General features: G+C 70.0%; 10 protein-coding genes and 1 pseudogene. 5 read left to right on the plus strand and 6 right to left on the minus strand.

Going from position 1 to position 11,027, the window contains the following annotated elements:
• A pseudogene (locus R1101_RS30145) lies at positions 1–142 on the plus strand (esterase); the annotation flags it as partial.
• Positions 143–196: 54 nt separating this feature from the next.
• On the opposite strand, the gene R1101_RS0108990 reads toward R1101_RS30145, so the two are convergent.
• Genes R1101_RS0108990 through R1101_RS0109000 form a run of 3 tightly spaced genes read right to left on the minus strand, consistent with a single transcriptional unit; the run spans position 197 to position 2,333 of the window.
• Entirely contained in the window at positions 197–535 is a 339-nt protein-coding gene (locus tag R1101_RS0108990) for a 4Fe-4S dicluster domain-containing protein (protein WP_016933109.1), read from the minus strand.
• The gene (locus tag R1101_RS0108995; RefSeq protein WP_016933110.1) at positions 532–2,178 is read right to left on the minus strand and encodes an FAD-binding protein; all 1,647 of its coding nucleotides are present in this window, start codon (positions 2,176–2,178) and stop codon (positions 532–534) included. The genes R1101_RS0108990 and R1101_RS0108995 overlap by 4 nt, the downstream gene beginning before the upstream one ends.
• A complete protein-coding gene (locus R1101_RS0109000) occupies positions 2,175–2,333 on the minus strand; it encodes a hypothetical protein (protein ID WP_232284710.1) in 159 nt (52 codons plus the stop codon). The genes R1101_RS0108995 and R1101_RS0109000 overlap by 4 nt, the downstream gene beginning before the upstream one ends.
• 197 nt (positions 2,334–2,530) lie before the next feature.
• Here R1101_RS0109000 and R1101_RS0109005 point away from each other — a divergent pair, with 197 nt between their 5' ends.
• Complete coding sequence (locus R1101_RS0109005) at positions 2,531–3,964, plus strand: T3SS (YopN, CesT) and YbjN peptide-binding chaperone 1 (protein ID WP_016933112.1); 1,434 nt, start codon at positions 2,531–2,533, stop codon at positions 3,962–3,964.
• A 5-nt stretch (positions 3,965–3,969) separates the two neighbouring features.
• Here the strand turns inward: R1101_RS0109005 and R1101_RS0109010 are convergent, their stop codons facing one another.
• Positions 3,970–4,485 carry an O-acetyl-ADP-ribose deacetylase gene (locus R1101_RS0109010; protein ID WP_016933113.1) on the minus strand — a complete coding sequence of 172 codons (516 nt, stop codon included), beginning with the start codon at positions 4,483–4,485 and terminating at the stop codon, positions 3,970–3,972.
• A 61-nt stretch (positions 4,486–4,546) separates the two neighbouring features.
• Here R1101_RS0109010 and malQ point away from each other — a divergent pair, with 61 nt between their 5' ends.
• Positions 4,547–6,670 (plus strand): 4-alpha-glucanotransferase, encoded by a 2,124-nt coding sequence (gene malQ, locus R1101_RS0109015; RefSeq protein ID WP_016933114.1) that lies wholly within the window; start codon positions 4,547–4,549, stop codon positions 6,668–6,670.
• Positions 6,671–6,808: 138 nt separating this feature from the next.
• On the opposite strand, the gene R1101_RS0109020 is transcribed toward malQ, so the two are convergent.
• Positions 6,809–8,599, minus strand: a complete 1,791-nt coding sequence (locus tag R1101_RS0109020) for an AMP-dependent synthetase/ligase (RefSeq protein WP_016933115.1) — start codon at positions 8,597–8,599, stop codon at positions 6,809–6,811.
• Entirely contained in the window at positions 8,592–9,080 is a 489-nt protein-coding gene (locus R1101_RS0109025; protein WP_016933116.1) for a MarR family winged helix-turn-helix transcriptional regulator, read from the minus strand. The genes R1101_RS0109020 and R1101_RS0109025 overlap by 8 nt, the downstream gene beginning before the upstream one ends.
• A 174-nt stretch (positions 9,081–9,254) precedes the next feature.
• On the opposite strand from R1101_RS0109025, the gene R1101_RS0109030 reads away from it, so the two are divergent.
• Both R1101_RS0109030 and R1101_RS26225 read left to right on the plus strand, forming a co-directional pair.
• Complete coding sequence (locus tag R1101_RS0109030) at positions 9,255–10,814, plus strand: DUF2397 domain-containing protein (protein WP_016933117.1); 1,560 nt, start codon at positions 9,255–9,257, stop codon at positions 10,812–10,814.
• On the plus strand, positions 10,811–11,027 hold a 217-nt coding region (locus R1101_RS26225; RefSeq protein ID WP_037222638.1), incomplete at its 3' end, for a DUF2398 family protein. The genes R1101_RS0109030 and R1101_RS26225, both read left to right, overlap by 4 nt.

The following is an 11,027-nucleotide window of genomic DNA, read 5'->3' on the forward strand; positions in this document are numbered from 1 at the left end:
GCGTCTGCAACTCGCCGGTGTGGCCGCAGAGCTCCAAGTATGGGAGAAGCAGGTGCACGTCTTCCAGGCAGCGGCAGGCGTCGTGCCGGAGAGCGGACGGGCGATCGCCGAGATCGGCCGCTTCGTGCGTGAACTACGGTGATCCGCTCCCTCGGCCGCCCTCGAACTCGGCGCTGCACACGCGCAGCAGATGCTCTCAGGGCCGGCCGGTGAACAGGTCGTTACGGTCCTGCCGGGCCCCCGCGCGTCTCCCCCGGCCCCATCCGACGACGGCCCGATAGCGTCCGAACTCGCCGGAGGACGTGAGCGCATCGACGTCGCGGTGTGATGAATTCTCTTCCACTGCGGTCGAGTACGGAGCCACATAGAGGGCGTCGACGGGACAGTGGACCTCGCACATGAAGCAGGTCTGGCAGTCCTCCTGATGGGCGACGACGGGAAGCCCGTCGGGTCCACGATCGAAGACGTCGGTCGGACACACTGCGATGCAGATGTCGCACGAGATGCACCGGTCGGCGACGATCACCTCGATCATCGGCTCGCTCCTCGTCGTGCGGGCCGGCCCTCGGCACGGCCCGCAGGGTCACTGTCGGCACGGCCCGCAGGGTCACTTTCGGCACGGCCCGCGGGGCCACTGTCGGCACGGACGTCCACCCGGTCCAGACCGCTCGTCACCAGGCGGTACCGGAAGCCGGGATCGGTGTCCGCGTGATCGGCTCGCACGTGCATGCCTCTCGTCTCCGCACGGGCAAGGGCGGTGTGGCTCACCCATCGAGCCATGGCGAGAAGCGCGGCACCGGACCGGGCCCTCACCAGTTCGCGGCCCCGGCCGCCCAGCACCACCGGTGCCGCAGTCCACGCGTCGTCGAGTGCGGCGATGCTGTCCTCGAGACTCCGTGCCGTCCGCCGGAAGCTGCGCTCGAGCGGCAGCGTGTGCTCCTGCACCAGACCTATGATCGACCGGGTGGCGGCGCGATCCGGGTCGCCCACGAGGCCGACCCCGCCGATCGGTGACGCGACGTCCGCGACACCGCGTCGACGGGCGAACGCCGCGGCGGCCGCCCCCGACCACGAGCCCGACGACATCGCCCAGGCCCCGTTGTGACTGCCTCCGCCGCTGCGTCCACCGGTGATCAGCTCGCGCGTGGCCACGTCGCCGGCGGCGAACAGACCCGGCACCGACGTGCCGCAGTCCGTGCCGGTGATCCGCAGGCCACCGGTACCGCGCACCGTTCCCTCGAGCACCGCCCGCACCGGGTACATCTCGGTGAACGGATCGATCCCGGCCTTGTCGAGGGGTAGGAAGTAATTGGGTTGGGAGCGTCGCATCAGGTCGCGGTGGTCGGGATGCGCCCGGTCGAGCCGGGCGTGGACCGGGACGCCGTCGAGCAGGTACCGCATGGCGGTCGCGCGGTCGTCCCCGAGCCGCGCACCCTGATCGTCGTAGAACGTCGCGAACTGCATGAACAGGCCCTTCGTGTGCCCGCTCCAGGACGGTGCGAGCGCGTAGGCCGATGAGAACTCCATGCCCGAGAACTCGGCACCGGCCTCGGCGGCCATCAGATGGCCGTCGCCCGTGTCGACGTCGGTACCGAAGCTGCCGGAGAGGAAGGCGCATCCTCCGGTGGCCAGGACGACGGCGCCGGCACGTACCGTCCACGACTCGTATCCCTGCCGGCGGTGAACCCCGGTCGCCCCGGCCACCACCCCGTCGGCGTCGACGAGCAACTGCAGGGCCGGCGACTGGTCCAGGATGCGCACCCCGGCGCGGTGGACCATGCGGCGCATCCGCCGCATGTACTCGGGCCCTTGCAGGCTGCTGCCCCGGCGCCGTCCGGTCTCCGGATCCACGCCGAAGGGGTAACGCCCGTTCACGGCCAGGTCGTCGACACGCCGGTAGGTCTCGTCGAGCACCCGGTGCATCCAGGCGGGTTCGGAGAGCAGTCCCCCTTCGACGTGGCGGCGGTCGACGGCCGCGGCGCGCTCGGGCCCGGGTGGCAGGTACCAGAGGTTGTTGCCGCCGGACGCGGTCGGACCGCTCGTCCCGCAGTAACCCTTGTCGGCGAGGACCACGCGGCTCCCGGCCCGGGCGGCCGCCAGCGCTGCCCACGTGCCGGCCGGTCCCCCACCGAGCACGAGAACGTCGGTGTCGATCTCCGTCCCGTCCGTACCGTTCATATCGAGACCCGGATCGCGTAGTCCGCCAGCGCATCCGAAGTGCATACCGGCACGCCGATCGGAGCTGCGGCGTCCCACGCGGACGGATCCACCGACCGGACTCCCGGGAGACGGGCCGGCAGTGTCCGCACGAGACGGATGATGGCGTCGATCATGCGTCGATGCTCGACCACCACCGGACGGACCGACACGGTTTCGCTCGCCGAGATCGGAACACTCCGGGGAGCCGTCGCCGGGCGAGAACCATGCGTTCCGGCGAGCCGTCGCTCGTGCGACCGAGCGAAGGAAGGTCTGTCGGTGCCGGCGACTAGTCTTTCTCTCGGCTCGACCGCACAGAGAAGGGGGTCCGATCATGGCCGACGCGCAGACCCGGTTCGACCAGGACGTCGATGCGGCCTGGCGCGAGTTCCGCACGCGCCTGGCCGACCATGTCGCGGCCATGAGCGACGGCGACGGCCTCGTTCTCGAACCCTTCACCGACGAAGCCGGCGGTCCGGCGGGGCCGTGTGTGCAGTTCTACGCGTGGGGAGATCGGCTCGTCCGCTGCGAGGTGCCCTCCAACGCTCACCTCGCGCCCGACCGGCATCTCACGCCGGTCGACGAACAGATGCTCCTCGAACTCGGCCTGGAGGCGCCCTCCCGCGGACCGGACGATCCGGAGGACGGCGGATCCCCGGCCTTCTGGATCGACCGTCCTGGAAGCTGGGCCGATCAGCTCGCCGTGATCGCCGTGCGTGCCCTGCGTTCGGTGTGGGGTGTTCCCCATCCCCTCTTCCTGCGGGCCGAGACGTTCGGGACGGAACGTTCCGTCGCCGATCTCACGTCGTTCCTCGTGCCCGAGACACCGGACGCGGGGCGCACACAGGCTGTGCAGGTGCCGCTCGCGGTCGTGCCCACCGGAGACGACCACGTCCGCGAACTGATCGAATCCACCCTGCACGAGCGGATCGGCGATCTTCCCGCCTGGGACGAGGACGGCGATCTCGTCCTGCGGGTCGGCGGGGTGCTGGTGTTCGTCGGCGTCGGCCCGGGCGGCGGCACCGTCGACCTGTTCGCCCCGATCGTCCATTCCATCACCGGGCGCACGCGGGCCGCCGAGATCTGCGCCGACCTCAACCGTCGATGGCCGCACCTGAAGTTCGTGCTGGTCGACGATCGTCTCGCGATCGTCGACCACGTCCCTGCCGCGCCGTTCGCGCCGGCCCATCTGCTCGGCTCGCTCGAGACGATCACACAGTTCCTCGACACCGTCGACGGTTCGTTCGCCGCCCATATCGGCGGCGCGTTGCTGCGCGATCAAGGATTCGACGGAGCGCAGGCGGGCGCGGACGAGCCGCCCTGGGGCGATGTCTCGCAGTTGCCCGACGCCGAGGACGATCTGCCGGTGGCTCTGCTCGCGGTGCGCGACTTCCATCTCGACGGTTCCACCGATGTCGGAGCGAGCACCGTCGCGGCGATCGGCGATCGCAATCCCGAACAGCTGCGGCGGTTCCTCACCATCAGCACCGAACTGCAGGTCTGGTGGGACGGCGAGTCGCACACCCGCGAAGCGGCGCTCAACACCGACGGCGCTCGCGAGGCCCGGGCGCGAGCCCTCGAATGGGAGGCGACGAGCCGGTCGCTCGCCGAGGCGCTGCAGTTCCTCGAGCAGGGGGACGGTCCCGACCCGGCCGGCCGGCAAGCGTCGAAGTCGGGTTCCGGCCGCGAGACGGCGCCCGAGCAGCCCGCCCTGTTCGACAATCCCGACGAACCGACCCTCTTCGACGGTTTCGGCGACTACGCCTGAACGGACTACGACCGGGAGACGGCGCGACGGAGCGCGTCGACGGCGGCCGAGTCGAAGCCGACGAGCACGACGGTCTCCACCGCCGTCTGCGTTTCCCGGATCGTCGTGACGGCCTGCCGGGCGGCGTCCTCGAGCGGCCAGCCGTAGATACCGGCCGAGACGAGCGGGAACGACACCGTACGGGCACCGAGATCGTGCGCCACGAGCAGGCTGTTGCGGTACGCCGAGCGCAGTATCCCGGATCGGTCCTCGTGCGCCGACCACACGGGACCGACGGTGTGGATCACCCATCGTGCCGGAAGACGGCCCGCAGGAGTTGCCACCGCACGGCCCGGTTCGAGCCCGTCGGGTAGCGAGGTCGCGCGGAGTTCGCGACAGGCCGCGAGGATCTCCGGGCCCCCGGCCCGGTGGATCGCACCGTCCACTCCGCCACCTCCGAGCAGGGCGGAGTTCGCGGCGTTGACGATCGCATCCACCTCGATGGTGGTGATGTCGCCGTGCGCGATGTCGAGAGCGCTCACCCTGTCGACCCTATGTTCCGCACGCTGCCCCCGAGCCGTTTTGCTGGCATGATTCAGGACCGTGACGTCCTCGGCGAAGCTGCGCGAACTGGCCGGAAAGCACGGTGTCTCCACCACCTACACCGGGTGGGGTGGACTCGACCACGATGTCTCCGACGAGACGTTGCGGCGGATACTCGCCGCGCTCGATGTCCCGGCCGGGACGGACGACGACGTCGTGGCGTCGCTCGCCGACTTCGACGACCGCCCGTGGCGCAGCATGCTGCCGCCCGCCCTCGTGGTCGTCGAGGGCGACGACCGGACGTTCCCGGTCCACGTGCCGCACGGCGATCCCGTGTCGGTGTGGGTGGTCTCCGAGGACGGCGCGGAGATCGAGGTCGAGCAACTCGACGTGTGGGTGGATCCGCGGACGGTCGACGGCCGGCTCGTGGGCCGCGCGACGTTCGCCGTTCCGCGACTGCCGCTCGGCTGGCACGTCGTGCATGCGCGCAGCAACGACATCGAGGCCACCGCGCAGCTCGTGGTGACCCCACGGCGTCTGTCCACCGCCGACCGGCTGCTCGAGAAGAAGCGGTGGGGGCTTGCGGCACAGGTCTATTCGGTGCGCAGCCGCCGGTCGTGGGGTATCGGAGATTTCGCCGACCTGGCGGATCTGGCGGCGATCACGGCCGGATACGGCGGCGACTTCGTCCTGATCAATCCCGTGCACGCGGCCGAGCCGGTGCCCCCGCACGAGCCTTCGCCCTATCTGCCGTCGTCTCGGCGCTTCGTCGACCCGCTGTACCTGCGCATCGAGGATGTTCCGGAGACGGCCTATCTCCCCGCGAAACACCGCAAGGAACTCGACGAGCACGCACAGCGCGCGGCGAAGGCGAACCGGAAAGCACGCCGTCTCGACCGCGATGCGACCTTCCGCGCGAAGCTCGACGTCCTCGAACGCGTCTACCGGGTGCCGCTCGGCCCCGCCCGGCGGGCACGGTACGAGGCGTTCTGCGCCGAGGGCGGGCAGGCCCTCGACGACTTCGCGTTGTGGTGCGCCCTGTACGAGAAGTTCGGCGACCGCGCCGACCGGTGGGCGTCGCGCGCGCCGAGCCCGGACGACCCGAAGGTCGACCGGTTGCGCGAGCGGCTCGAATCTCGAATCGACTTCCACCGGTGGCTGCAGTGGCTGTGCGACGAGCAGCTCGCGGCGGCTCACACCGCCTCGCTCGCGGCAGGTTCCGAGATCGGCATCGTGCACGACCTCGCAGTGGGTGTCGGCCCGCACGGCGCCGACGCGTGGACGTTGGGAGACGCGCTGGCCACGGGCGTCACGGTGGGTGCCCCCGCCGACGACTTCAACCGCAACGGCCAGAACTGGAATCAGCCGCCGTGGCGGCCGGATCGTCTCGCGGAGCTGGGATACATCCCCTTTCGGGATGTGGTGCGCTCGGCATTGCGGCACGCGGGTGGCGTCCGGGCCGATCACATCCTGGGACTCTTCCGCACCTGGTGGGTGCCGGAGGGGATGTCGCCGGCCGACGGCGCGTACGTCCGCAGCGACCACGAGGCACTCGTCGGCATCCTGGCGCTCGAGGCACATCGCGCCGGTGCCGTGGTCGTGGGTGAGGACCTCGGGGTCTTCGAGGAGTGGGTGCAGGAGTATCTCGCCGAGCGCGGCATCGCCGGTACGTCGATCCTGTGGTTCGAACGCGACGAGGACTCCCCTCGCGAGCCCGAGACCTACCGCTCCCTGTGCCTGACCTCGGTGACCACGCACGACCTTGCGCCCACGGCGGGGTATCTGGCGGGCGACCACATCCGGCTGCGTTCGGAGCTCGGTCTGCTCGAGGGCGATCTCGACACCGAACTCGCCGATGCGGCAACCGAACGCGATTCGGTTCTGGCGCTGGCAGTCGAGCGGGGCCTGCTCGACGAGGGTGAGACCGACGTCGGCAGGCAGGTCGAGGCACTGCACCGGGTGATCGCGGCGAGTCCGTCTGCGCTGCTCGGTGTTTCACTTGCCGATGTGACCGGCGAGCGCCGCAGCCAGAACCAGCCGGGCACGGTCGACGAGTATCCGAACTGGCGGGTTCCGCTCGCCGATGCGCGCGGCGAGGTCGTCCTCGTCGAGGACCTCGTCGAGCACGACGGATTCGCGAGGCTCGCGCGCGCGGTGTCCGGAGACATCTCACCGGCGGAGTGACACCGTCCCACGCATGCCGCGGCCGCGGCGGTGATGTCGCCGCATGCCGCGACCGCGGCGGTGATGTCGCCGAATGCCGCGACCGCCGACCCGGGCGTCGGATCGGCGGTCGCGGCGGGAGAACAAGTCCCTAGGGCGTCACTTCGCGTACAGGGCGTCGATCTCGTGAGCGAAACGTTCGGTGACGACGTTGCGCTTGATCTTCAGCGTCGGGGTGAGCTCTCCGGATTCCTCGGTGAGATCGCGGTCGAGGATGACGAACTTCTTGATCGCCTCGGTGTGCGAGACGAGCGTGTTGGCGTCGTCCACGATGGTCTGCATCGCGTCCCGCAGCGCGGGATCGTGGCGCAGGTCCGCGATCGTCGCACCGGCCGGCTTGCCGTTCTCGGTCTTCCAGTTCTCGAAGACGTCCGGGTCGACGGTCACGAGAGCGGTGACGAAGCTGCGACCGTCGCCGACGACGACGGCCTGGGAGACGAGGGTGTGCGACCGCATGCGGTCCTCGATCGGCCCGGGCGAGACATTCTTGCCGCCGGCGGTGATGATGAGGTCCTTCTTGCGTCCGGTGATGGACAGGTATCCGTCCTCGTCCAGCGAACCGAGGTCACCGGTGCGGAACCAACCGTCGTCGAAGGCGCCGGCGGTGGCCTCCTCGTTGCGCCAGTAACCGTCGAAGACGACCATTCCGCGCAGTTCGATCTCGCCGTCGTCGGCGATACGCGCCGAGTTCCCGCCCATGGGGCGTCCGACGGTACCGATCTTCTGCGAGCCGGGCGTGTTCACGCTGTGTGCGGCCGTGGTCTCGGTGAGGCCGTAGCCCTCGTAGATCGGCACGCCGACGCCGCGGAAGAAGTGACCGAGGCGAGGGCTCAGGGCACCTCCCCCGGAGATCGCGTACCAGCATTCGTTGCCCATGGCCTGACGCAGCTTGGAGAAGACCAGCTTGTCGGCGACAGTGCGCTCGGCCTTCAACAGCAGCGTCGGTCCGCCCTGGTCGAGCGACTCGCTGTAGGCGATGGCGGTACGCTCCGCGAACTCGAAGATCGCTGCCTTGACCGGGCCGCCGGCCGCAGCTTTGGCCGCTGCCGCGTCGCGCACCTTCTCGAAGACGCGGGGCACACCGAGGATGATGTTGGGCGAGTACCGCGCGAACTGCGCGGACACGGTCGAGAAGTCCGACCAGTGCGCCTGCGCGGCTCCGGCTTCGAACAGTGCGAGCGACACGGCGCGGGCGAGAACGTGTGCGAGGGGCAGGAAGGTCAGGCCCCGGTTGCCGGGCTTGGCGACCACACCGACGTCCGAGGTGAGGATCGACCGGACCTCGGCGAGGAAGTTGCGGTGGGTGAGCATGCATCCCTTGGGACGCCCGGTGGTCCCCGAGGTGTAGACGAGGGAGGCCAGTCCGTCGGAGCGGATTGCGGACAGGCGCGCGGTGATCTCGGCGTCGTCGACGTCGGCGCCGTCGGCCGCGAGGGTGTTCACGGCCCCGTCCTCGATCTGCAGGATGCGACGCAGCGTGGTGGGCATGTCGACGAAGAGCTTCTCGTGCCGCGCGGTCTCGACGACGGCGAGGACGGCCTCGGAGTCCTGGAGGATCCAGCGGATCTGTTCGGTGGACGACGAGTCGTAGATCGGCACCGATACCGCGCCGGCCGCCCAGATCGCGTAGTCGAACAACGACCATTCGTACCGGGTGGCCGACAGCAACGCGACGCGATCGCCGGGCTCGACGCCGTTGGCGATCAGGCCCTTGGCGACGGCCTTCACCTGGTCGGCGAACTGCTGCGCGGTGACCGCGACCCAGTCGTCACCCTGCGGCCGGGAGTACATCACTCGATGCGGAGTCTTCTCCGCATGGGTGAACACCGTGTGGACGACCGATTCGTCGTCACCGATGGTGAACGGGGCCGGGGTCGAGTACTCACGCACTGCAATCTCCATCGTTCTGGTCGGGAGTCCGGTCATCGGAATCGATTCCTGCGCGGAAGCGGCGCAGGAGGTCCACGAAGCGGTCGAGGTCGTTCTCGTCCCAGCCCTCGAGGCCGGCGCGGACGTCGTCGAGACGACGCACGACGGCACCTTCGAGAACCGCCGCTCCGTGGTCGGTGAGTCGAAGCGGATGACCGGCGCGTGCCGGACCCGTCCCCGCCTCGACCCAGCCCACATCGACGGCGTGCCGCAATTGGCGCGACACGGTCGAGCGGTGGACACCGAAGACCTCGGATATGTCGGTGGCACGGCAGCCCGGATTTCGCGAGATGAAGCCGAGAAGCGAATGCTGGACCAGCGAGAGACCGTTGTCCTGCGTCCGCGCTCCGGACGTCAGGAAGCGCACGAGGTGTACGAACTCCTCGTATACGCGGGCAACGCCGTCCGCGGACGGCGGCCGGGCCTGCCGATTGTGTTGCACAGGGCAACTATAAACACGAGTGAGGCAGGGCACGAATCCACTCCGTGTCCGGCCGATCCCGGTCTGCCTCTTCACAGTCCGTGCCCGCGCTCGGCGAACTCGCCCGCCCTGCTCCGCGATCACCGGGCTAGCCTGTCTGACCGTACGGCGTCGGCACGCGGGAGAGGAGGTCGGATGGGCGGACACACCGGTCGCGACCTGTTCCGCTACCTCGTCGCCGACGAAGCGGACGAGTACCTCGCGGTGATGGACAGCTTCACCGGCCTGTTGCTCGCGGATCTGTCCGCGGCCGACATCGCAGCCTCGTGCGCGGCGCGGGGCGCGACACTCGACATCGCGGTCGTCGACGCCCGGTGTCATCGGCTGGTCCGATGGGGGAACCTCGCGCTCGCGGGCCGGGCCGGGGAACGCGACGACGCGGGCACCGAGGGTGGATCCCACCGGCGGAACGTCCGGGGCGCGGTCTCCACCGATGTCGGAGACGTGGTCTCCACCGACGTCAGGGATCGTGCCCGGTACCGGCCGACACCGGCCGGAGTACGGGTGCACCGTGAGGTCGGCAGGTTGCTCGACACCTCCGACGGAGTGCGCGAGGTCGCACGCGAGTCGCTCGGGTGTGTGGCCGACGCACTCGGCCGGATCGACGAACTGCTGGTCGGCGACGGGGTCGTGCTCGACCGGGACGAGTTGGCCGCGCAGGTCACCGCCGTATTCGCGCACCACCGGTTGTTCACGGACAGCGTCGCCGACTTCTACTCGCATCTCGCCGGGATCCTCGGCCGTCTCGAAGACACAGGGGGCGTCGACGACTACACGGAGACCAAGCACCTGCTCCTCGACTACGTCGACGTCATCGGTTCGGACGTCGAGCGTCTCGCCCCACTCGTCACGAGCAGACTGGCTCGGCTGGAACCACGGCTGGACTCCCTGCTCACCGCCCTGCCCGAGTTCGGCCTGCCCGGGGCCGAGCAGTCGGACACCGTTCCGGTCCGCTCCCCCGGTCGACGTCGCGCCGACTGGGAGGCACTGGCGCAGTGGTACGCCGAGGACTCCGGCCCGCGACGCATGCGCGACGCGGCGGCGTCGGCGCTGAGCCGGCTGCTCGCGCGCACACGACGGGTCACGGCGAGCACGCCGGGCTTCTCGCACCGCGCGGATCTGTTGCGCCTGGCACGGTGGTTCGCCGAGTCCTCCGACGAGCAGGCCCACCGCGTGTTCGCCGCGACCTTCGGCACCTTCCCGAGCCGGCACCTGTTGCTCGGTCCCGACGAGACCGACCCTCGCGTCGGCGCAGGCACATCGTGGTGGCGGGCCGCTCCCGTCGTGGTGCCGGTGTCGCTGCGCGAACGCGGCGACAACTCGTCCCGAGGAGGTATCGGGCGTCTCCCCGATTCGCTGCCCGGTCGGGTCCGAGCGGACGAACTCGCCCGGCACGAGTCACGTCGACGCGCCGACGCCGTCGCCGAGCTGAGTTCGGCGGGCGACCTGCACGGCGCGCACCTGTCGGCGCAGGCACGGGACGTAGTCCTCGGCGTCCTCGCCGCAGCACTCGCGGGCCACCGAACCGTCGAGGGGCCGGTGTACGTGGCCGATCCCGATCTCGGGCTGTCGCTGACGGCCGAGCCCGGCGCCGACACGGTGGTGCACTGCCCCGACGGCGATCTCACCGTGCACGGTCTGTCACTGCGCGTTGCGGCGACAGAATCGCTCGACCCCGGCGCGGTGACCCCGTGAGCACCTCGCATCCGGGTGCGGCATCGCTGGATGCCTCCGGCCGCCGCGACGCCGCGCGAGCACTGCTGCAGCAGCCGATCGTCACCGCCGCCGGCGACCGTGAGACGTTCGACCTCGTACGACGTCACGCGCCACCCCTGAAGTCGATGTTCGCCGACCGGCTCGGATACCGCCTCGTCGTCGAACCGACTTTCGTCCGTCTCCTCAAGGCAC

This window comes from Rhodococcus sp. R1101, from assembly GCF_000278445.1.
Classification (GTDB): domain Bacteria; phylum Actinomycetota; class Actinomycetes; order Mycobacteriales; family Mycobacteriaceae; genus Rhodococcus; species Rhodococcus gordoniae.

Bases quoted from the DNA above. Each gene is read 5' to 3' on its own strand.
- R1101_RS0108990 (WP_016933109.1), bottom strand. From the start codon at position 535: ATGATCGAGGTGATCGTCGCCGACCGGTGCATCTCGTGCGACATCTGC.
- R1101_RS0108995 (WP_016933110.1), bottom strand. From the start codon at position 2,178: ATGAACGGTACGGACGGGACGGAGATCGACACCGACGTTCTCGTGCTC.
- R1101_RS0109000 (WP_232284710.1), bottom strand. From the start codon at position 2,333: ATGATCGACGCCATCATCCGTCTCGTGCGGACACTGCCGGCCCGTCTC.
- R1101_RS0109005 (WP_016933112.1), top strand. From the start codon at position 2,531: ATGGCCGACGCGCAGACCCGGTTCGACCAGGACGTCGATGCGGCCTGG.
- R1101_RS0109030 (WP_016933117.1), top strand. From the start codon at position 9,255: ATGGGCGGACACACCGGTCGCGACCTGTTCCGCTACCTCGTCGCCGAC.